Annotated in this window: 19 protein-coding genes; 14 read left to right on the top strand and 5 right to left on the bottom strand. The window is 59.0% G+C overall.

All coding sequences use genetic code 11. The features are described from left to right. Positions 1-8: 8 nt before the first annotated feature. From M5B43_RS04290 to M5B43_RS04330, 9 genes are all read left to right on the top strand, one after another. Complete coding sequence (locus M5B43_RS04290; RefSeq protein ID WP_248748930.1) at positions 9-1,610, top strand: ABC transporter substrate-binding protein; 1,602 nt, start codon at positions 9-11, stop codon at positions 1,608-1,610. Positions 1,611-1,868: 258 nt separating this feature from the next. Continuing rightward, positions 1,869-3,497 carry an ABC transporter substrate-binding protein gene (locus M5B43_RS04295; RefSeq protein WP_248748931.1) on the top strand — a complete coding sequence of 543 codons (1,629 nt, stop codon included), beginning with the start codon at positions 1,869-1,871 and terminating at the stop codon, positions 3,495-3,497. 304 nt (positions 3,498-3,801) lie between these two features. After that, on the top strand, positions 3,802-5,406 hold the full coding sequence (locus M5B43_RS04300; protein WP_248748932.1) for an ABC transporter substrate-binding protein: 1,605 nt from the start codon (positions 3,802-3,804) through the stop codon (positions 5,404-5,406). 172 nt (positions 5,407-5,578) lie between these two features. Further along, positions 5,579-6,976, top strand: coding sequence for an OprD family outer membrane porin (locus M5B43_RS04305; protein WP_248748933.1), 1,398 nt, complete (start codon positions 5,579-5,581; stop codon positions 6,974-6,976). Positions 6,977-7,056: 80 nt separating this feature from the next. After that, complete coding sequence (locus tag M5B43_RS04310; protein WP_248748934.1) at positions 7,057-8,655, top strand: ABC transporter substrate-binding protein; 1,599 nt, start codon at positions 7,057-7,059, stop codon at positions 8,653-8,655. 75 nt (positions 8,656-8,730) lie between these two features. After that, positions 8,731-9,741, top strand: a complete 1,011-nt coding sequence (locus tag M5B43_RS04315; protein WP_248748935.1) for an ABC transporter permease subunit — start codon at positions 8,731-8,733, stop codon at positions 9,739-9,741. Between the two features lie 10 nt (positions 9,742-9,751). Further along, on the top strand, positions 9,752-10,663 hold the full coding sequence (locus tag M5B43_RS04320; RefSeq protein WP_248748936.1) for an ABC transporter permease subunit: 912 nt from the start codon (positions 9,752-9,754) through the stop codon (positions 10,661-10,663). Positions 10,664-10,673: 10 nt separating this feature from the next. After that, a complete protein-coding gene (locus tag M5B43_RS04325; protein ID WP_248748937.1) occupies positions 10,674-11,642 on the top strand; it encodes an ABC transporter ATP-binding protein in 969 nt (322 codons plus the stop codon). Beyond that, positions 11,642-12,613, top strand: coding sequence for a peptide ABC transporter ATP-binding protein (locus M5B43_RS04330; RefSeq protein ID WP_025856265.1), 972 nt, complete (start codon positions 11,642-11,644; stop codon positions 12,611-12,613). Before M5B43_RS04325 ends, M5B43_RS04330 begins: the two co-directional genes overlap by 1 nt. A gap of 109 nt (positions 12,614-12,722) precedes the next feature. On the opposite strand, the gene M5B43_RS04335 is transcribed toward M5B43_RS04330, so the two are convergent. The 3 genes from M5B43_RS04335 to M5B43_RS04345 form a co-directional block, all read right to left on the bottom strand. Next, positions 12,723-12,986, bottom strand: coding sequence for a hypothetical protein (locus M5B43_RS04335; protein ID WP_248748938.1), 264 nt, complete (start codon positions 12,984-12,986; stop codon positions 12,723-12,725). 97 nt (positions 12,987-13,083) lie between these two features. Further along, on the bottom strand, positions 13,084-13,329 hold the full coding sequence (locus M5B43_RS04340; protein ID WP_248748939.1) for a hypothetical protein: 246 nt from the start codon (positions 13,327-13,329) through the stop codon (positions 13,084-13,086). 193 nt (positions 13,330-13,522) lie between these two features. Continuing rightward, entirely contained in the window at positions 13,523-15,106 is a 1,584-nt protein-coding gene (locus tag M5B43_RS04345; protein ID WP_032886221.1) for a peptide chain release factor 3, read from the bottom strand. Positions 15,107-15,437: 331 nt separating this feature from the next. On the opposite strand from M5B43_RS04345, the gene M5B43_RS04350 reads away from it, so the two are divergent. From M5B43_RS04350 to M5B43_RS04370, 5 genes are all read left to right on the top strand, one after another. Next, on the top strand, positions 15,438-16,154 hold the full coding sequence (locus M5B43_RS04350; RefSeq protein ID WP_248748940.1) for an ABC transporter permease: 717 nt from the start codon (positions 15,438-15,440) through the stop codon (positions 16,152-16,154). Between the two features lie 20 nt (positions 16,155-16,174). Then, complete coding sequence (locus M5B43_RS04355; protein ID WP_248748941.1) at positions 16,175-17,068, top strand: glycine betaine ABC transporter substrate-binding protein; 894 nt, start codon at positions 16,175-16,177, stop codon at positions 17,066-17,068. Between the two features lie 14 nt (positions 17,069-17,082). Continuing rightward, on the top strand, positions 17,083-17,736 hold the full coding sequence (locus M5B43_RS04360; protein WP_027604864.1) for an ABC transporter permease: 654 nt from the start codon (positions 17,083-17,085) through the stop codon (positions 17,734-17,736). After that, positions 17,733-18,890, top strand: a complete 1,158-nt coding sequence (locus M5B43_RS04365; protein ID WP_004372312.1) for an ABC transporter ATP-binding protein — start codon at positions 17,733-17,735, stop codon at positions 18,888-18,890. Before M5B43_RS04360 ends, M5B43_RS04365 begins: the two co-directional genes overlap by 4 nt. A gap of 1,296 nt (positions 18,891-20,186) precedes the next feature. After that, the gene (locus M5B43_RS04370; protein WP_017138295.1) at positions 20,187-21,350 is read left to right on the top strand and encodes a type III PLP-dependent enzyme; all 1,164 of its coding nucleotides are present in this window, start codon (positions 20,187-20,189) and stop codon (positions 21,348-21,350) included. A 48-nt stretch (positions 21,351-21,398) separates the two neighbouring features. Here M5B43_RS04370 and M5B43_RS04375 read toward each other — a convergent pair whose 3' ends face one another. Together M5B43_RS04375 and M5B43_RS04380 are read right to left on the bottom strand one after the other, a co-directional pair. After that, a complete protein-coding gene (locus M5B43_RS04375) occupies positions 21,399-22,148 on the bottom strand; it encodes a tetratricopeptide repeat protein (RefSeq protein ID WP_248748942.1) in 750 nt (249 codons plus the stop codon). 1 nt (position 22,149) lies between these two features. Then, positions 22,150-22,830, bottom strand: coding sequence for a Fe2+-dependent dioxygenase (locus M5B43_RS04380; protein ID WP_248748943.1), 681 nt, complete (start codon positions 22,828-22,830; stop codon positions 22,150-22,152). Between the last annotated feature and the right edge of the window lie 92 nt (positions 22,831-22,922).

Consider the following 22,922-nt stretch of genomic DNA (forward strand, 5'->3'; position numbering starts at 1 on the left):
GGGTTTCCATGGAAAGAATCGCCGTCAAACCGCTCCTCCTCGCTGTCAGCCTCCTGGCCTTTATGCCATTGGCCCAGGCCGCCACCACCCTGGTCTACTGCTCCGAAGCCAGCCCCGCCGGCTTTGACCCCAGCCAGTACACCAGCGGTACCGATTTCGATGCGTCCGCCGAAACCGTGTTCAACCGCCTCACTCAGTTCAAGCGCGGCGGTACCGAAGTCGAACCCGGCCTGGCAACAAGCTGGGATATCTCCAAAGACGGCCTGACCTACACCTTCCACCTGCGCGATGGCGTCAAGTTTCACACCACCGACTACTTCACCCCGACCCGCGACTTCAACGCCGATGATGTGCTGTTTACCTTCAATCGCCTGCTGGATGCCGACAGCCCGTTCCGCAAAGCCTACCCGTCCGAGTCGCCGTACTTCACCGACATGGGCTTGAACACCACGATCAAGAGCGTCGACAAACTCGATGATCACACCGTGCGTTTCAACCTGAACAACGTCGATGCTTCGTTCGTGCAGAACCTGGCGATGAGCTTCGCCTCGGTGCAATCCGCCGAATACGCCGCCCAGCTATTAAAAGAAGGCAAGGCCGAAGACATCAATCAGAAGCCGGTCGGCACCGGGCCGTTTGTGTTCAAGCGTTACCAGAAAGACTCGCAAATTCGCTATGCCGCCAATAAACAATATTGGAAGCCTGAGGATGTGAAACTCGACAATCTGGTGTTCGCCATCACCCCGGACGCCGCCGCGCGCCTGCAAAAGCTCAAGGCTGGGGAATGCCAGGTCAGCGGCTACCCACGCCCCTCCGACATCGAAATCATGAAGCAGGACCCCAACCTGCGCGTGCTGCAGCAAGCCGGTTTCAACCTCGGCTTTCTGGCGTACAACGTGACCCACCCACCACTGGACCAGCTCAAGGTGCGCCAGGCCCTGGACATGGCCATCGACAAGCCGGCGATCATCAAGGCCGTCTACCAGAGCGCCGGACAATTGGCGCAGAACGCGCTGCCACCGGCACAGTGGTCTTATGACCCACACATCAAGGACGCGCCTTATGATCCGACGAAAGCGCGGTTGCTACTAAAAGAAGCAGGGGTTGCACCAGGTACCACCATCAATTTGTGGGCGATGACCGTACAACGAGCCTCCAATCCGAATGCGCGCATGTCTGCGCAAATGATCCAGCAGGATTGGGCAAAGGTTGGCATCAAGGCCAATATCGTCAGCTATGAGTGGGGCGAGTACATCAAGCGCGCCAAGAATGGCGAGCACGATGCAATGATTTATGGTTGGACTGGGGACAACGGCGACCCGGATAACTGGCTGGGCGTGCTCTACAGTTGTGCTGCGGTCAAGGGCAGCAACTATGCCAAATGGTGTAACCCGGCCTACGACACGCTCGTGCAGCAAGCCAAGGTCAGCAACGATCGCGAGCAGCGCATCAAGTGGTATCAGCAGGCGCAAAAAATCCTTAAGGAACAGGTACCTATAACGCCTATTGCGAACTCGACGGTTTTCCAGCCGCTACGTAAGGACGTGCAAGGCTTCAAGATCAGCCCGTTTGGCCTGACGCCGTTCTATGGTGTCAGTCTAGATAAGTAACAGCAGCGCCCCAACCGAGTGCGCTAGACGCCTCGGCTGGGCCTTTTTGGTGCACCTTTTGCACCGAAAAAACCCTCCAAACATGCGTATTTGTGTCGAAACTTTCATAATTGCGACATTCCTGTACGTTCGTACCACAGTTTGCCCTTTACAACGGTTCAACATCTTGCATTGGGTATGGCGCCTGCATAAGTATCCGCAGGCCGGCTCACGAGGTCGCCCTCACCACCAAAAATGACAACAAATCATGAGGCCAACATGCTTAAACACGCAGTCCTTCCGTTATTAGTGAGCGCTGGCCTTATGGCCGCAGCCCCCGTAGCCCTTGCGGCAACTAACCTGGTGTTCTGCTCCGAAGGGAGCCCGGCCGGTTTTGACCCAGGCCAGTACACCACCGGAACAGACTTCGATGCTTCGGCCGAAACCGTGTTCAACCGTCTGAGCCAGTTCGAACGTGGCGGCACCGCCGTTGTTCCTGGCCTGGCCACCAGCTGGGACGTGTCCCCGGATGGCCTGACCTACACCTTCCACCTGCGTGAAGGCGTCAAGTTCCACACCACCCCGTACTTCAAGCCGACTCGTGAATTCAATGCCGATGACGTGCTCTTCACGTTCAACCGCATGATCAACAAGGACGACCCGTTCCGCAAAGCCTATCCCACCGAGTTCCCGTACTTCTCGGACATGGAGATGGACAAGAACATCAAGAACATCGAAAAGGTCGATGACCACACCGTCAAGTTCACCCTTGGCACCGTGGACGCGGCCTTCATCCAGAACCTGGCGATGAGCTTCGCGTCGATCCAGTCGGCCGAATACGCCGCCCAGCTGTTGAAGGAAGGCAAAGCCAGCGACATCAACCAGAAGCCTATCGGCACTGGCCCGTTCGTGTTCAAGAGCTACCAGAAAGACTCCAACATTCGCTTCACCGGCAACAAGGACTACTGGAAGCCTGAAGACGTCAAGGTCGACAACCTGATCTTCTCGATTTCCACGGACGCCTCGGTGCGTATCCAGAAGCTGAAAAAGAACGAGTGCCAGATCACGGCCTATCCTCGCCCGGCGGACATCAAGCCACTGGAAGCGGACAAGGACATGAAAATGCCGCACCAGGCGGGCTTCAACCTGGGTTATATCGCCTACAACGTGATGCCTGTACTCAAGGGCCAGACCACGCCAAACCCATTAGCAGACCTGCGGGTTCGCCAGGCGCTGGACATGTCGGTGAACAAGCAGCAAATCATCGACTCCGTGTACCAGGGTGCCGGCCAACTGGCGGTCAACGCCATGCCGCCGACCCAATGGTCGTATGACACCACTATCAAGGATGCCAAGTACGATCCGGCCAAAGCCAAGGAACTGCTCAAGGAAGCCGGTATCAAGGAAGGCACCGAGATCACCCTGTGGGCCATGCCGGTTCAGCGTCCGTACAACCCGAACGCCAAGCTGATGGCTGAGATGCTGCAGAGCGACTGGAAACAGATCGGCCTGAAGGTCAACATCGTCAGCTACGAGTGGGGCGAGTACATCAAGCGTTCCAAAGGTGGTGAAAACCAGGCCATGATCATTGGCTGGAGCGGTGACAATGGTGACCCGGACAACTGGTTGGGCACCCTCTTTGCATCCTCGGCATTGAGCGGCAACAACTTCTCCAAGTTCACCAACAAGCAATATGACGATCTGATCAGTCAGGCCAAGTCGACCACGGACGTCGCCAAGCGCACCGAACTGTACAAACAGGCGCAACAACTCCTTAAACACGAACTGCCTTACACACCTATCGCGCACTCGACGGTGTATCAACCCATGCGCACCTCCGTGCAGGACTTCAAGATCAGCCCGTTTGGCTTGAACTCCTTCTACGGCGTTAGCGTCAGCGGCAAGTAAGGATCAATGACGGCGGCGCCTTATAACGTCGCCGTTATTCCATCCGCCAGGGCTATAGGAAACAGACCACATCGCTTTCATTGCCGTCCTACAGCAATGAGCCGCGAGTTGCGGTCCTGTTGCCTACAAGTCCAGTCAGATTTGAAGCATTTACTGCAAGGTCCACGACCCCTAACGTCGTAGGACAGCAGAGGCCTCACTCTGAAGAAGGCACTTGCTGTATGTGGGATCAGTGATGTCTCCCTGGCCATAAGCCAGGGGGATGGCTCACTGATGATAACTACAAACAAGGATCGGGATCGTCATGCGCCATACCGCCGTTCTATCCGCAATTTTTGGCACCAGCCTGCTGGCTGTGGCCACGATGGGCCAAGCCGCCGACAAGAAGAGCCTGGTGTTCTGCTCCGAAGGCAGCCCCGCAGGGTTTGACACTGCGCAATACACCACCGCCACCGACAACGATGCGGCAGAGCCTCTGTACAACCGCTTGGTCGAGTTTGAAAAAGGCGCGACCAGCGTGGTGCCTGGGCTGGCAACCAAGTGGGATATCTCCGAAGACGGCCTGACCTACACCTTCCACCTGCGCGAAGGGGTGAAGTTCCACAGCAACAAGGAATTCAAGCCGACGCGGGACTTCGACGCCGACGACGTGCTGTTCACCTTCAACCGCATGCTTGACCCCGACCATCCGTTTCGCAAGGCCTACCCCACCGAGTTTCCGTACTTCAACGGGATGAGCCTGAACAAGAACATTGCCAAGGTCGAGAAAACCGGCCCCTACACCGTGGTGATGACCCTGAACACGGTCGATGCCGCGTTCATCCAGAACATCGCCATGAGCTTTGCCGCGATCCTGTCGGCCGAATACGCCGAGCAGTTACTCAAGCAAGGCAAGCCCAGCGACATCAACCAGAAGCCCATCGGCACGGGCCCCTTTGTATTCCAGCGCTACCAGAAAGACTCGCAGATCCGCTATGTGGGCAACAAACAGTATTGGGACCCGAGCCGGGTCAAACTGGATCAACTGATCTTCGCCATCAATACCGACGCATCGGTACGCGTGCAGAAGCTCAAGGCCGGCGAATGCCAGATTACCCTACATCCACGCCCGGCCGACGTTGACGCCCTCAAGGCCGACCCGAACCTGCAACTGCTGACCAAGCCCGGTTTCAACCTCGGTTATATCGCCTACAACGTGCGCCACAAGCCCTTCGACCAGCTCGAAGTACGTCAGGCGCTGGACATGGCGGTGAACAAGCAGAGCATTCTCAATGCCGTCTACCAGGGCGCCGGGCAACTGGCGGTCAACGGCATGCCGCCGACGCAGTGGTCCTACGATGACACCATCAAGGACGCTGCCTACAACCCGGAAAAAGCCAAGGAACTGCTCAAGGCCGCCGGCGTCAAGGAAGGCACCGAAATCACCCTGTGGGCCATGCCGGTGCAACGGCCGTACAACCCCAACGCCAAGCTGATGGCTGAAATGTTGCAGAACGACTGGGCCAAGATCGGCCTCAAGGTCAAGATCGTCAGCTACGAGTGGGGCGAATACATCAAGCGCACCAAGAACGGTGAGCACGATATCAGCCTGATCGGCTGGACCGGTGACAACGGTGACCCGGACAACTGGCTGGGCACCCTCTACAGCTGCGACGCCATCGGCGGGAACAACTACTCCATGTGGTGTGACCCGGCGTACGACAAGCTGGTCAAGCAAGCCAAGGTCGTGACCGACCGCGAACAAAGGACTGTTCTGTACAAACAGGCGCAGCAACTGCTTAAAGCACAGGTGCCGATCACGCCAATCGCCCACTCGACGGTCAACCAGCCGTTAAGCGCCAAAGTCGAAGGTTTCAAAGTCAGCCCCTTCGGCCGCAACGTGTTCTCGGGCGTCAGTATCAACCCATAAGAAAATAACCGGATTGCCGGGGAGTGAAGTCGGCTCCCCAGTAAACGTGCAGCCTTTTGTTGGGAATTTTCCTACAGCAAACGTTTGCAAAAGCTTGAACCCGTTACACACCCAATAGCCGGTTCACCTAAAAAGACCGGCATAAAAAAAGAGAACCAAAGGAGCTCCACCCATGAAACTGAGCAGCAAAGCGCTTCTGGCCTTGGCCATCAGCAGCATCACGGCAACCGCCTTCGCTGATCCCCAAAGCCAGGACTTCGTTCCAACCACATTGGCCGGCACCAGCGCCCAAAGCGAGGCCAAGGGCTTTATCGACGGAGCGAGCCTGGGCGGTACCACCCGGAACTGGTTTTCCAATGAAAACAAATTCCGTGGCGGTAAATTCTCCTATGAAAAACATGGTGAAACCCGTACTGACGCCTACCGCACCAACTGGGTACAAGGCACCATCCTCAACGGCACCTCTGGCTTCACCCAGGGCACCATTGGCGTGAGCACCGAAGTAGCCGTCTACAACGCCCTGGTTCTGGATCGCAGCAAGCGCGACATCAAGGGTGGTTCCAACCGTACGCTGGCCGATTCCAACGGCGACGCCGTTGACCAGTGGAGCAAACTGGGCCTGGCCAACGTCAAGTTCCGTGCTTCGAACACCACACTGACCGCCGGTCGCCAGAACTTCAGCAGCGGAATCGTCGACACCATCGGCAACCGTGCGCTGCCTTCGAGCTTTGAAGGTATTTCGATCGACAGCCAGGAATTCAGCAACCTGTCGTTCCAAGGCGGTGTTTTCGATCGCGTGTCGCCACGTACCGAACAAAGCCTGTCGAAGTTCCGTTCCGAATACGGTAACGGCCAGACCACCGACAAGGTGAAAACCCTGGGCTTCAACTACCAGCCTTTCAAGAGCCTGAAAACCAGCGTGTTCGCGGCTAACGTCGAGGACTTCTGGAACCAGTACTACGTCGGCGCCACTCACGAACTGGGCGACAGCAGTGTCCTGGGTCTGACCACCGGCCTGAACTACTATAAAACCACCGACACCGGCAGCAAGAAGATGGGCAAGATCGACAACGACACTTACTCGTTGTCTCTGGGCCTGACTCACCAGGCACACAGCCTGACCTTCGCCTACCAGGCCATCAACGGTGACGAATACTTCGACTACCTGCACGAAACCAACGGCATCTACCTGGCCAACTCCCTGACGTCCGACTTCAACGGACCGAACGAGAAGTCCTTCCAGATCGCCTACGGCCTCAACATGGCTGAATACGGCGTGCCAGGCCTGAAGTTCAATGCCTACTCGGCGCGCGGCTGGGGTATCGACGGTACTCACTACACCGGCACCGCCTACGGTGAATCGGGCGTGCGCCGCAGCGACCTGCGCCTGATGGACGGCGAAACCCACCAGGAATATGGCGTTGGCGCGTCCTACGCGATCCAGAGCGGCTCACTCAAGGCAACCACCATTCGTGGCACCTACGTGACCCACCGCGCCAGTGAAAACCAGGCTGACGGCAACATCCGTGAATTCCGCCTGGTCACCACCATCCCGTTCAATATTCTTTAATTAGCGCCAGGTACACGGCGGGCTCAGGACGAGCCTGCCGTCTACGCTTGTCTGGCTCCATCGATTGCAGAGGGCTCTGAATGAAAATGCTCCCGTTACAAGCTGCCATGGCCGCTGCGCTGTTGAGCGTGGCGATCGGCGTTTCGGCCAAACCGCTGGTGGTCTGCACCGAAGCCAGCCCGGAAGGTTTCGACCCGGTCCTGTACACCACCGCCGTGACCGCCGATGCCGCCGCTGAAACCATGTTCAACCGCCTGGTGGATTTCAAGCCAGGTACCACCGAGGTGGTTCCGGCACTGGCCAAGGCCCTGCCGGAAATCAGCGCCGATGGCCTGACCTACACGTTTCACCTGCGTGACGACATCAAGTTCCACACCACCGACTACTTCAAACCCACGCGCAACCTGAACGCCGACGACGTGCTTTGGAGCTTCCAGCGCCAGCTGGACCCGAATCACCCGTGGCATAACAAGTCCCTCGTGGGCTACCCGTACTTCGAAAGCATGGGCTTCAAGGAACTGCTCAAGCGCGTAGAGAAGACCGACGACCACACCGTCGTCTTTACCCTGACCCGTCCTGAAGCTCCGTTCCTGGCTGATCTGGGCATGGCATTCTCTTCAATCCACTCGAAGGAATACGCCGACCAGTTGCTCAAGTCCGGTAAAACTGAAGACCTCAACGCCAAGCCTATCGGCACTGGCCCATTCGTCTTCAACCGATATCAGAAAGATGCCCAGGCGCGCTTCAGAGCCAACCCGGACTATTTCCGCGGCAAGCCGGCGGTCGACCCGCTGATTCTGGCGGTCACCACCGATAACAACGTGCGGCTGCAGAAGCTCAAGGCCAACGAATGTCAGATCGCGTTGTTCCCCAAGCCGGATGACATTCCAAGCATCAAGAAAGACCCAAACCTGAAGGTCGATGAACTGGCGGCGATGACCACCAGCTACACCGCGATGAACACCACCCACAAGTACATGAGCGACGCGCGGGTACGCCACGCGATCAATATCGCGTTCGACAAGGCCGGTTATACCGAAGCGCTGTTCGGCAAAGGCAATGCGGTCGTGGGCACCGGCCCGTATCCGCCGACCTTGCTGGGTTTCAGTGAAAAGCTGAAAAACCCACCGCGCGACCTGGATAAGGCGCGCGCCCTGCTCAAGGAAGCCGGCGTGCCGGAAGGCACCGAATTCACCCTGTTCACCCGCAACGGCGGCGGCCCGACCAACCCTAACCCGATGCTCGGCGCCCAGCGCATGCAGGCGGATCTGGCCCAGATCGGCCTGAAGATCAATATCAAAGTCATGGAATGGGGCGAGATGCTCAAGCGGGCTAAAAACGGCGAGCACGACATGGTGTCGGCGGGCTGGGTCGGTGATAACGGCGACCCGGATAACTTCCTCACCCCGAACCTGAGTTGCGATGCAGCCAAAAACGGCGAAAACTACGCCCGCTGGTGTAACAAAGAGTTTCAAGACTTGATCGACAAAGCCCGTGCAATCGCGGAACCGGCCAAACGGGCCGCGCTCTATGAACAAGCACAGGATGTCTTCGAAAAGGACCAACCATGGCTTCCCATGGCTTACCCGAAACTGTTCACCGCCATGCGCAAGAACGTAGAAGGCTTCATCCAAAGCCCTCTGGGTACGAATAACTTCGCCACCACCCAGGTGAAGTAATAAGAAAAACGCTCGGTGCCGTCGACATCGACGGTGCCGAACCTGCCTAACCGGCTGATTGAGGTACACAACAAGATGTTTAGTTTTATTGCCCGCCGATTGGGGTTATTGATCCCCACGTTTTTCGGCATCACGTTGCTCACCTTTGCGTTGATTCGCATGATCCCCGGCGACCCCGTCGAAGTCATGATGGGCGAACGACGAGTCGACCCCGAGATGCACGCACAGGCAATGGAACGCCTTGGTCTTAACAAGCCGTTGTATGCACAATACCTGGACTACGTCGGCAAACTCGCCCACGGCGACCTGGGTGAATCCCTGCGTACGCGCACCAGCGTGTGGACCGAGTTCACCGCCCTCTTCCCCGCGACCCTGGAACTGTCCATGGCCGCCCTGTTGTTCGCCGGCGTCCTGGGCCTGTTGGCCGGGGTGATCGCGGCCTTGAAGCGAGGATCCCTGTTCGACCATGGGGTGATGGGCATCTCCCTGGCGGGATATTCGATGCCGATCTTCTGGTGGGGCCTGATCCTGATCATGTTCTTCTCGGTGAGCCTGGGCTGGACCCCGGTTTCCGGGCGTATCGACCTGCTCTACGACATTGAGCCGCGCACCGGTTTCATGCTGATCGACACCCTGCTGGCTGACGAGCCGGACGCGTTCTGGGACGCACTGCACCACCTGATCCTGCCGGCCATCGTGCTCGGCACCATCCCACTGGCGGTGATTGCGCGGATGACCCGTTCATCCATGCTCGAAGTGCTGCGCGAAGACTACATCCGTACCGCCAAGGCCAAGGGCCTGTCACCGGCCCGCGTGGTATTCGTGCACGGCCTGCGCAACGCGCTGATCCCGGTGCTCACCGTGGTCGGCCTGCAAGTCGGCACCCTGCTGGCCGGTGCGGTACTGACCGAAACCATCTTCTCGTGGCCCGGCATCGGCAAATGGCTGATCGAAGCCATTGGCGCGCGGGACTATCCGGTGGTGCAAAACGGCATCCTGTTGATCGCCTGCCTGGTGATCGTGGTGAACTTCGTGGTGGATATCCTCTACGGCTTCGCCAACCCACGCATCCGTCACCAGCGCTGAGATCATGACCATGAGCACACCTACGCAAGCGGTAGCAGTCGATCAAAGCCTGCTGTATCCGTCCCCTTACAAAGAATTCTGGCAAGCGTTCTCCAAGAACAAAGGCGCGGTTGCCGGCCTGCTATTCATGTTGCTGATCGTGTTCTGCGCGATCTTCGCCCCCTGGGTTGTACCGCATAACCCCAGCGAACAATACCGCGACTTCCTGCTGACCCCGCCGGCCTGGCTGGAAGGCGGGCAGATGCAGTTCCTGCTCGGCACCGACGAACTGGGCCGTGACCTGCTCTCGCGCCTGATCCAGGGCTCGCGCCTGTCGCTGCTCATCGGCTTGTCGTCAGTAGTGATGTCGCTGATCCCCGGCATCCTGCTGGGCCTGTTCGCCGGGTTCTTCCCACGCCTGCTCGGCCCGACCATCATGCGTCTGATGGACATCATGCTGGCCCTGCCGTCACTGCTGCTGGCCGTTGCCATTGTCGCGATCCTCGGCCCTGGCCTGATCAACACCGTGATCGCCATCGCCATCGTGTCCCTGCCGTCCTATGTCCGTCTGACCCGCGCCGCGGTGATGGGCGAACTGAACCGCGACTACGTGACCGCCGCTCGCCTTGCCGGCGCCGGCTTGCCACGCCTGATGTTCGTCACCGTGCTGCCTAACTGCATGGCACCGCTGATCGTCCAGGCCACCCTGAGCTTCTCTTCGGCGATCCTCGATGCCGCCGCCCTGGGTTTCCTGGGCCTTGGCGTCCAGCCGCCAACCCCAGAGTGGGGCACCATGCTGGCTTCGGCCCGTGACTACATCGAACGCGCCTGGTGGGTGGTAAGCCTGCCGGGTCTGACCATTTTGCTCAGCGTGCTGGCAATCAACTTGATGGGTGACGGCCTGCGCGATGCGCTGGACCCGAAACTCAAGAACGCCGCCTGAGGAGATTCCCATGTCACTGTTAGAAATCAAGAATCTCAACGTCCGCTTCGGCGACAGCACCGCCGTGCCGGTGGTCGATGGCCTCGACATTAGTGTCGACAAAGGCGAGGTCCTGGCGATCGTTGGCGAGTCGGGCTCGGGTAAATCCGTGACCATGATGGCGCTGATGGGCCTGATCGAGCATCCGGGGATTGTCACCGCCGACGCCCTCAACTTCGACGGCAAGGACATGCTCAAACTGAGCAACCGCCAGCGTCGGCAGATTGTCGGCAAAGACCTGGCCATGGTCTTCCAGGACCCGATGACTGCACTGAACCCCAGCTACACCGTGGGTTTCCAGATCGAAGAAGTGCTGCGCCTGCATTTGAAAATGTCCGGCAAGCAAGCACGCAAGCGCGCCATCGAACTGCTCGAAAAAGTCGAAATCCCAGGCGCTGCCAGCCGAATGGATGCCTACCCGCACCAACTGTCCGGCGGGATGAGTCAACGCGTGGCCATCGCCATGGCGATCGCCGGCGAGCCGAAACTGCTGATCGCCGATGAACCCACCACCGCGCTGGACGTAACCATCCAGGCGCAGATCATGGACCTGCTGCTGGCCCTGCAGAAAGAGCAGAACATGGGCCTGGTACTGATCACTCACGATCTCGCGGTGGTGGCAGAAACCGCCCAGCGCGTGTGCGTGATGTACGCAGGCCAAGCGGTAGAAGTCGGCCAGGTACCGCAACTGTTCGACATTCCGGCGCATCCTTACAGCGAAGCGCTGCTCAAGGCGATTCCCGAGCACAGCCTCGGCGCCACCCGCCTGGCCACGCTGCCCGGCATCGTGCCCGGCCGCTATGACCGTCCTCAGGGTTGCCTGCTGTCGCCACGTTGCCCGTACGTGCAGGAAAACTGCCGCACCCAACGCCCTGGCCTTGATCCGAAAACCAACAGCCTTGCGCGCTGCTTCTACCCCTTGAACCAGGAGGTGGCGTAATGGCCGTCGTTCTTACCGCCCGCGACCTCACCCGTCACTACGAAGTGTCCCGTGGCCTGTTCAAGGGCCATGCCACTGTGCGGGCCCTTAATGGCGTGTCCTTTGAGCTGGAAGCCGGCAAGACCCTCGCCGTGGTCGGCGAGTCGGGATGCGGCAAATCCACCCTGGCCCGTGCGCTGACGCTGATTGAGGAGCCGTCTTCGGGCTCCCTGAAGATTGCCGGCCAGGAAGTCGCCGGCGCCGACAAGGCCCAGCGCAAGCAATTGCGCAAAGACGTGCAGATGGTGTTCCAAAGCCCGTATGCCTCATTGAACCCGCGCCAGAAGGTCGGCGATCAACTCGGCGAACCCCTGCTGATCAACACCAACCTGTCCGCCGCCGAACGCCGCGAAAAAGTGCAGGCCATGATGAAGCAGGTGGGCTTGCGCCCCGAGCATTACCAGCGCTACCCGCACATGTTCTCCGGTGGCCAGCGCCAACGGATTGCACTGGCGCGCGCGATGATGCTGCAACCCAAAGTGCTGGTGGCGGATGAGCCGACCTCGGCGCTGGACGTGTCGATCCAGGCCCAGGTGCTCAACCTGTTCATGGATCTGCAGCAGGAGTTCAACACCGCCTACGTGTTCATCTCCCACAACCTGGCCGTGGTGCAACACGTTGCCGATGACGTGATGGTGATGTACCTCGGCCGTCCGGTGGAAGTGGGCCCCAAGGAAGACATCTACGCACGCCCCCTGCACCCGTACACCCAGGCGCTGCTGTCGGCCACCCCGACCATTCATCCGGACCCGAACAAGCCCAAGATCAAGATCGTCGGTGAACTGCCCAACCCGCTGAACCCACCGCCTGGCTGTGCTTTCCACAAGCGCTGCCCGTATGCAACGGCGCGGTGCAGCACCGAGGAGCCGCAATTGCGCGCCTTGGATAATCGCCAGGTGGCTTGCCACTACGCTGAGCAGTTTGTGGCCTGAGCGGCAAAAAAATACCCTGGGGATAACCCCAGGGTATGACTCGAGTTCTACCGCCCCACCCGTCGGATTGCGCATCAGTCCGGCAGGCGGGGCTTTTTTTCACAGTGACTTATGTATCGCTGTCACTGTCACTGGTGTCATCGTCGTCTGGGGGCACTTGCTGGTCGTCGTCACCCTTGGAGCCGCCCTGGTCTTCATCACCGGCCTCTGACTCGCTCTTAGCCAGTTGCAAGCCACTCGCCTGCACCGACTTCGCCGCCATAAACCCCGGCGCCTGGCCCTGCACAGCCGTATTGGCCCATGCAGACGAGATGCCCAGCGATAACATCACCAGCACTTTTAGCAACAGCACTAAACGTTGAAAGATAGTCATGGTCGATTTCCGTCCAGTCAGTGAGTCACGTGCGTCGGCGTTCGACCGTCGCTGTGAATTAAGCTAGTTCCAATCCTGGGTTTGCGCCACTTGCGCCTCAGGTATCCCCATCATCATAGGTTTCGCTGGCTTCTCCGTCGTTGTACGGGTTTTCAGTATCTTCCTTGGGGGCGGGCTGAGCCTGCGGTTGCCAACCACCGGAGTTGACTTCGTGCTGCTTTTTCTTGGTGACCGGACCGGTGTCCTTCCACTGTGGCGCTCCTGCGTCCGCCAGTGCCGGAAGGGCCGTCAGCCCCAGGGCGGCCAGCAACACCAAGGGAAGGACGCGTTGAGCATTTCGCACGGAGGTCTCCTTTGTAGTCGGTGGTTAAACGCTAGACCCAATGCCGGATTCTCGCCAATTCATAGCGTTATGGAGACCCAAATGTGGAAAGGGGCTTGCCCCCGATGGCGGAGTGTCAGTACCCAATGTACTGGCTGACACACTGCTATCGGGGGCAAGCCCCTCCCACATTTTGTTTTGCGGCGCTCAGACCTTAATGGTGTTCGCGGGTCGCACGGAATTTCACGTCCGGCCAGCGCTCTTCCATCAACGCCAGGTTGACCCGGGTCGGGGCCAGGTAGGTCAGGTGACCACCGCCGTCGACCGCGAGGTTTTCCACAGCCTTGTTGGAGAACTCTTCCAGCTTCTTCTTATCGCTGCAGTCGATCCAGCGCGCGGAGTACACGGTGATCGGCTCGTAGGAGCATTCGACCTTGTATTCCTCTTTCAAGCGGCTGGCGACCACATCGAACTGCAACACACCCACGGCGCCGAGGATGATGTCGTTGCTGCGCTCCGGGAAGAACACCTGGGTGGCGCCCTCTTCCGCCAACTGCTGCAAGCCCTGGCGCAGTTGTTTGGACTTGAGCGGGTCGCGCAGGCGCACGCGACGGAACAGTTCCGGGGCGAAGTGCGGGATACCGGTGAAACCCAGCGCTTCGCCTTCGGTGAAGGTGTCGCCGATCTGGATGGTGCCGTGGTTGTGCAGGCCGATGATGTCGCCGGCATAGGCTTCTTCGAGCTGTTCACGCTCGGAGGAGAAGAACGTCAGGGCGTCGCCGATGCGCACGTCCTTGCCGGTACGCACGTGGCGCATCTTCATGCCTTTTTCGTATTTGCCGGAGCAGATGCGCATGAAGGCGATACGGTCGCGGTGCTTGGGGTCCATGTTCGCCTGGATCTTGAACACGAAGCCGGTGAATTTCTCTTCGACCGGTTCCACGGTGCGCTCGTTGGCCACGCGAGCCAGAGGCTTGGGTGCCCAATCCACTACGGCGTCGAGTACGTGGTCAACGCCGAAGTTGCCCAATGCCGTCCCGAAGAACACCGGGGTCAGTTGGCCGTCGAGGAATTCCTGCTGGTTGAACTCATGGCAGGCACCCTGCACCAGTTCCAGTTGATCGACAAAACGGTCGTATTCATCACCCAGGTGGGCGCGGGCTTCGTCCGAATCAAGCTTCTCGATGATCTTGGTTTCGGTGCGCTCGTGACCGTGGCCGGCGGTGTAGACAATGATGTAGTCGTCAGCCAGGTGGTAAACGCCCTTGAAGTCGCGGTAGCAACCGATCGGCCAGGTGATCGGCGCGGCCTTGATCTTCAGGACCGCTTCGATTTCGTCGAGCAGCTCGATGGGGTCGCGGATATCACGGTCGAGTTTGTTGATGAAACTGACGATCGGTGTGTCACGCAGACGGCAAACGTCCATCAGCGCGATGGTGCGTGGTTCAACGCCTTTACCGCCGTCGAGGACCATCAACGCCGAGTCCACCGCGGTGAGGGTGCGGTAGGTGTCTTCGGAGAAGTCTTCGTGGCCCGGGGTGTCGAGCAGGTTGACCATGTGATCGCGATAGGGGAACTGCATGACCGACGTGGTAATGGAAATACCCCGTTGTTTTTCCATTTCCATCCAGTCGGAGGTGGCATGGCGGTCGGATTTGCGGGATTTCACCGTGCCGGCCACAGCGATTGCCTTGCCCATCAGCAACAGCTTCTCGGTGATGGTGGTTTTACCGGCATCGGGGTGGGAAATAATGGCGAAAGTGCGGCGTTTCGCGACTTCGGCGGCCTGGTGGGTCATGGGAAATCGCCTGGCAGGTGAGTCAAAAAAGGGCGGCGAGTATAGCGCAAACCGAGGGTTACAGACCACCGCTCACCCCATTTGGGGTGGCTAAATGCTTCCAAGTGTGGAACCTTTTAAAAGGTAGAGACGTCCACTCCCCTGCTACCGCACTCGTGACAGGGGCTGAAAAATCAGCAAGTTAGTCTGACGAGGCTGCGCTCATGGCTCGATCGCATACCGCGTTGCCGGTATCGGCGAGCTGCTTTTCGCGAACTCATTCGAAGGCAGCCAGACCTGGCATTGCCGCTCGGAGATGTGTTCGCCGACAGAAGAAAAAAGGAGTCCGCCTGTGGCTATTCGCTATGGCAAAGGGCTGATAGGAGGAGCGGTTGTCGTCGCTCTCCTGGCCCTGCTGGTCCACTGGATCGGCATCAACACGATCGAACTGTACCGCGACGATTTGTTGTTTTACCTGCAAGCACACCTGATCCTCGTTCTTGTCTCCATGCTGGCAGCCCTCGTTGTAGGGATCCCCGCCGGTATCCTGCTCAGTCGACCGAACATGGTCGGGCGTGCAGAACGCTTCATGCAGATCTTCAACATCGGCAACACCGTCCCTCCCCTGGCCGTCCTGGCCATCGCCCTCGGCGTCCTCGGCATCGGCAGCGGCCCGGCCATCTTCGCGCTGTTCCTCGCGTCCTTGCTGCCCATCGTACGTAACACCTATGAAGGCTTGAAAAACGTACAGGGTTCCTTGAAAGAAGCCGCCACCGGCATCGGCATGACGCCGCGCCAGGTGTTGTTTCGCGTGGAATTGCCCAACGCCGTGCCGATCATCATCGGTGGCGTGCGCGTGGCCCTGGCGATCAACGTCGGTACCGCACCGCTGGCCTTCCTGATCGGTGCCAATAGCCTGGGCAGCCTGATCTTCCCCGGCATCGCCTTGAACAACCAGCCACAACTGCTGCTCGGCGCCGCGTGCACCGCGCTGCTGGCGTTGTTGCTCGACGGTCTGGTGACCCTGGCCAGCCGCCTCTGGCTGGAACGCGGGCTACGTCCGTCTTAAGGCTTGGCAAAGGAATTCACATGAAAAAACTGACATTGATATTGAGCTGCGTCCTGCTGTTGGCAGGGTTTGCGCAAGCCGCTGAAAAACCGCTCATCCGCATCGGCGCCCGGGTCTTCACTGAACAGACCCTACTCGCCGAAATCACCTCCCAGTACCTGCGCACCAAGGGCTACGACACCCGCGTGACCGGCGGACTGGGCAGCAACCTGGCGCGCAGTGCCCAGGAAAGCGGGCAACTGGACCTGATCTGGGAATACACCGGCGTGTCGCTGGTGGCCTATAACCACGTCGATGAGAAACTCGACAGCGAACAGTCCTACGCCCGGGTGAAAGAACTCGACGCGAAAAAAGGCTTGGTCTGGCTCTCCCCATCGAAATTCAGCAACACCTACGCCCTGGCCCTGCCAGAGAACGTGGCCAAGGCATTCCCGCAGATCAACAGCATCAGCGACCTGACCACCGCCCTGGCCGAGAAGCCCCGTGAAAACCGCCTGGTGGCCCTCGACACCGAGTTCGCCAACCGCTCCGACGGCATGGGTGGCATGGTCAAGCTGTATGACATGAACCTCACGCGTAAAAACACCCGGCAGATGGACGCCGGCCTGGTCTACACCGCGCTGCGCAATGGCCAGGTGTTTGCCGGTTTGGTCTACACCACCGACGGTCGCCTCAACGCGTTCAAATTGAAGCTGCTGGAAGACGACAAGCACTACTTCCCGGACTACACCGCCGCGCCGGTGGTGCGTCAGGTTTATCTCGACGCGCACCCTGAATTGGCCGCAGACCTGAAGCCACTGGCCGCGCTGTTCGACGATGAAACCATGCGCCAGCTGAACGCGCGGGTTGACGTCGACCATGAAAGCCCGTCCGCCGTGGCCGCAGACTTCCTGCGCCAACATCCAATCAACTGATAAGAGGAGAAGACATGGAATTCCTGAACGCCTTTTCCCATCTTGATTGGGCCCAAGTCCTGCACCTGACCTGGCAGCACATCACCCTGGTTGGCATTGCAGTGATCCTGGCAATCGTCGTGGGGGTACCCCTGGGCGTGCTGATGACCCGCTTCCCGACGCTCGCCGGTCCGTTGCAAGCCAGCGCCACGGTGCTGCTGACTGTGCCGTCCATCGCCCTGTTCGGCCTGCTGCTGCCGTTCTACTCCAAATTCGGCCAGGGCCTTGGGCCGATGCCGGCGATTACCGCTGTGTTCCTCTACTCCCTGCTACCGATCATGCGTAACACCTACCTCGCCCTCACCGGCGTGGAACCGGGTATCCGTGAAGCCGCCAAAGGCATCGGCATGACGTTCGGCCAGCGCCTGCGCATGGTCGAGTTGCCCATCGCCGTGCCGGTGATCCTTGCCGGCGTGCGTACCGCCGTGGTGATGAACATTGGTGTGATGACCATCGCCGCCACCATCGGCGCCGGTGGCCTGGGTGTGCTTATTCTGGCTTCCATCAGCCGCAGCGACATGTCGATGCTGATTGTCGGCGCCGTGCTGGTCAGTCTCCTGGCCATCTTCGCCGACCTGCTTCTGCAATGGCTGCAACGCTCGCTGACTCCAAAAGGACTGCTCAAATGATCGAACTTCAAAACCTGACCAAGACTTTTCAAAGCAACGGCAAGACCGTCTCCGCCGTGAACGACGTAAGCCTGACCGTCAACGAAGGCGAGATTTGTGTATTTCTCGGCCCTTCGGGCTGCGGCAAGAGCACCACGCTGAAAATGATCAACCGCCTGATCAAGCCGACCTCGGGCAAGATCCTGATCAACGGTGAAGACACCACCGACCTCGACGAAGTGACCCTGCGCCGCAATATCGGCTACGTGATCCAGCAGATCGGCCTGTTCCCCAACATGACCATCGAGGAAAACATCGTGGTGGTGCCCAAGCTGCTGGGCTGGGACAAGCAGAAATGCCACGACCGTGCCCGTGAATTGATGAGCATGATCAAGCTGGAACCCAAGCAGTACCTGCACCGCTACCCGCGTGAACTGTCCGGTGGCCAGCAACAGCGGATCGGCGTGATCCGTGCCTTGGCGGCGGATGCGCCGTTGCTGCTGATGGATGAACCGTTCGGCGCGGTGGACCCGATCAACCGCGAGATGATCCAGAACGAGTTCTTCGAGATGCAACGCGCGCTGAACAAGACCGTGATCATGGTCAGCCACGACATCGACGAAGCCATCAAGCTGGGTGACAAGATCGCCATCTTCCGCGCCGGCAAGCTGCTGCAGATCGACCACCCGGACACCCTGTTGGCGCACCCGGCTGATGAGTTCGTCAGCAACTTCGTGGGCCAGGACAGTACCCTCAAGCGCCTGCTCCTGGTCAAAGCCGAAGACGCGGCGGATAACGCCCCATCGGTGAGCCCCGAAACCCCGGTGGCCGATGCCCTGGAGCTGATGGATGAACACGACCGTCGCTACGTGGTGGTCACCTGTGCCGAGAATAAAGCGCTGGGTTATGTGCGACGTCGTGACCTGCACCGTCAGGCCGGCACCTGTGGCCAGTACCTGCGCGAGTTCAACGCCACGGCGGCGTATGACGAGCATTTGCGCATCCTGCTGTCGCGCATGTACGAGTTCAACCGCTCGTGGTTGCCGGTGATGGACGCGGAACGGGTGTTTCTGGGTGAAGTGACTCAGGAGTCGATTGCCGAGTACCTGAGCTCCGGTAAGTCGCGTGGGGGCAAGACCAGTATCGTTTCCCCAGCCGAGACCGCCCTGGCCTGACACACTGCGGTAAAAAATGTGGGAGGGGGCTTGCTCCCGATGGCAGTGGGTCAGCTGAGAATAAGCTGACTGATCCACCACTATCGGGAGCAAGCCCCCTCCCACACTTGGATCTGCTGTGTGTCTGTTATTGAAGGTGCTGGCTTTGCCGGCGGCGGTTGCTATTTCAGGCAGTTTGTCCTGACACAGCATGGGAGGGGGCTTGCTCCCGATGACGGTGGGCCAGCTGAGGATAAGCTGACTGATCCACCACTATCGGGAGCAAGCCCCCTCCCACACTTTGATCTGCTGTATGTCTGTTATTGAAGGTGCTGGCTTTGCCGGCGGCGGTTGCTATTGCAGGCAGTTTGTCCTGACACAGCACCGTAAAAAGGTGGGAGGGGGCTTGCTCCCGATGGCGGTGGGTCAGCTGAGGATAAGCTGACTGATCCACCACTATCGGGAGCAAGCCCCCTCCCACACTTGGATCTGCTGTGTGTCTGTTATTAAAGGTGCTGGCTTTGCCGGCGGCGGTTGCTATTGCAGGCAGTTTGTCCTGACACAGCACCGTAAAAAGGTGGGAGGGGGCTTGCTCCCGATGACGGAGGGTCAGCTGAGGATAAGCTGACTGATCCCCCACTATCGGGAGCAAGCCCCCTCCCACACTTGGATCTGCTGTATGTCTGTTATTGAAGGTGCTGGCTTTGCCGGCGGCGATTGCTATTTCAGGCAGTTTGTACTGACACAGCACCGTAAAAAGGTGGGAGGGGGCTTGCTCCCGATGACGGTGGGTCAGCTGAGGATAAGCTGACTGATCCACCGCTATCGGGAGCAAGCCCCCTCCCACACTTGGTTCTGCTGTGTGTCTGTTATTGAAGGTGTTGGCTTTGCCGGCGGCGGTTATTATTTCAGGCAGTTTGTACTGGCTGTTCACCCAATTGTCCTCCCACATTTGCTCTGTGGTGTGTCAGGAAAATCTCATCGATTTGCCCCATTCGGGGAACATCAATCCGTCACACCGGTCGGTTACATAAGTAGCTGCACCGGGTCTCGCGACGAACGCGTGCAAAAACGCGACATTTTTAGTTGATCTATAGCCCCTCACGTCCTAAAGTTCGCGCCGAACGTCCATGCTGGAAACGATCCATCCGGCTCAAGTACTGACGACGAGACAGCAAGGCCAAGGGCAGCGTTTATTCCCATGGCCTTTTTGCTTTCGGCGACATGCCTTGGGAAGTAGGCGAACCAAAGTGGGGATACGGAGGACGTTCATTTGCACCCATTGATCAAATTAGTTTGCCCTTAGGAGTTCCCAGCATGTCGATCAACGTCGAAGACTATTTCGCGCGCGCCACTTTTGACAAAATGAAGGCATTCGCCGACAAGCAAGAAACCCCGTTCGTGGTGATCGACACCGCGATGATCAGCCAGGCCTACGATGACCTGCGCGCCGGTTTCGAATTCGCCAAGGTGTATTACGCCGTCAAGGCCAACCCGGCCGTCGAAATCATCGACCTGTTGAAAGACAAAGGTTCGAGCTTCGATATCGCCTCGATCTACGAGCTGGACAAGGTCATGGACCGTGGCGTCAGCCCGGACCGTATCAGCTACGGCAACACCATCAAGAAATCCAAGGACATCCGCTACTTCTTTGATAAGGGCGTGCGCCTGTTCTCCACCGACTCCGAAGCCGACCTGCGCAACATCGCCAAGGCCGCGCCGGGCTCGAAAGTGTATGTGCGCATCCTCACCGAAGGCTCGACCACGGCTGACTGGCCGCTGTCGCGCAAGTTCGGCTGCCAGACCGACATGGCCATGGACCTGCTGATCCTCGCCCGAGACCTGGGCCTGGTGCCGTACGGCATCTCGTTCCACGTGGGTTCGCAACAGCGCGACATCAGCGTGTGGGACGCGGCCATCGCCAAGGTCAAAGTGATCTTCGAACGCCTGAAAGAAGAAGACGGCATCCACCTGAAACTGATCAACATGGGCGGCGGCTTCCCAGCCAACTACATCACCCGTACCAACAGCCTGGAAACCTACGCCGAAGAAATCATCCGTTTCCTCAAGGAAGATTTCGGTGATGACCTGCCGGAAATCATCCTGGAGCCTGGCCGTTCGTTGATCGCCAACGCCGGTATCCTGGTCAGTGAAGTGGTCTTGGTTGCGCGCAAATCGCGCACCGCCGTCGAGCGTTGGGTATACACGGATGTGGGCAAGTTCTCCGGCCTGATCGAAACCATGGACGAAGCCATCAAGTTCCCGATCTGGACCGAGAAGAAAGGCGAGATGGAAGAAGTGGTCATCGCCGGCCCAACCTGTGACAGCGCCGATATCATGTACGAAAACTACAAGTACGGCCTGCCACTGAACCTGGCGATTGGTGACCGTTTGTACTGGCTGTCGACCGGTGCCTACACCACCAGCTACAGCGCGGTTGAGTTCAATGGTTTTCCACCGTTGAAGTCTTACTACGTGTAAGAATGCCGCACACAAAAAACCCATGACGTGTCATGGGTTTTTTTTGGCTCAGGAAAATGTCGCGGCGCGTTGCTGGTAGGCCACCGCCATTGCGCGAATCTGCGGGTCATTCGCCGCCGCCAGTGCCTTGTGCGCCGTGCGCAGGAATTTGAGGTTGCCGCCTGCCAGCGCCTTGTGCAACCACGCCAGCGCTTCGGCGATTTGGCCTCTATCGGCCAGCACCGCCGCATAGCTGAACTGCCCGCGAAAATCCCCGCCTTCGGCTGAGCGTCGATACCATTGGACAGCGGCATCCAAGTCCCTGGCACACCACTGGCCAGACTCCAGATAGCGCCCCACCAGGTTCATCGACTTGGCGTGGCCCTGCTCTGCCGCCTGGCGATAAAAGCGCAGCGCTTGCGATTGCTCTTGCACGACGCCGCGGCCGGTGGCCAGCAAGTTGGCGTAGTTGTACTGCCCCCAATCCAACCCTGCCTCTGCCGCCAAGCGATACGCACGCGCCGCCGCCGCTTCATCCACGGGGCAACCCCAGCCATGCTCCAGGCAGCGACCGACCATATTGCGTGCCATCAGGTGGCCACCCTGCGCCGCGATCTGGAACCAACGCAACGCCAATGCTTGATCACGTTCAATACCACGTCCGTCCAGCAGGATCTGCCCGAGCAGCGCCTGGGCATCGACCACGCCTTGCTTGGCCGCCATCAGAATCGCCTGGGCGGCGCGTACTGGAGAATCGTCGAGCATGGATTGCAACTGCTCGACGCTGAGCACTTCTTGGCGACGTAATAAAAACCCCATTTCAGACCTCGACCCAACGGCGCAGCAGGTTGTGATACGTGCCGGTGAGTTGGATCAGCGCCGGGTGGTCGGGTACATCACGGGTCAATTGCTGGATCGCACCGTCCATCTCGAACAGCAGCGTGCGCTGGCTGTCTTCACGCACCAGGCTTTGGGTCCAGAAAAACGAGGCGTAGCGCGTGCCACGGGTCACGGCGTTGACCTTGTGCAGGCTGGAACCGGGGTACAGCACCATATCGCCTGCCGGCAGTTTTACCCGTTGCAGGCCGAAGGTGTCCTGGATCTCCAGCTCACCACCGTCGTACTCCTGCGGGTCACTGAAGAACAGCGTGGAGGACAGATCGGTGCGCACCCGATCAAAGCTGCCCTTGGCTTGACGTACTGCGTTATCGATATGGAAGTCGAAACTACCACCGGCGGTGTAGCAGTTGAGCAGCGGCGGGAAGACTTTGTGCGGCAACGCCGCAGACATAAACAGCGGGTTTTTCCACAAACGCTCCAACATTGCCGCGCCGATTTCCTTGGCCAAGGGGTGGCCTTCAGGCAACTGCAGGTTGTGTTTGGCTTTGGCGGACTGATGCCCGGCAGTGATTTTACCGTCAGCCCAGTCGGTGTTTTCCAGGGCTTGGCGAATGCGCAACACCTCCTCACGAGAGAACAGGCCGGGAATGTGCAGCAACATGGGGCGATACCTGAAACCGGAGAGGCGCCAATGGTATTGATTCTTATCCACTCTGTAAAACACGAGGACGAACGAGATCGTAAAAACCGTAA

The sequence above is a fragment of the Pseudomonas sp. MWU15-20650 genome (assembly GCF_023242475.1).
Classification (GTDB): Bacteria; Pseudomonadota; Gammaproteobacteria; order Pseudomonadales; family Pseudomonadaceae; genus Aquipseudomonas.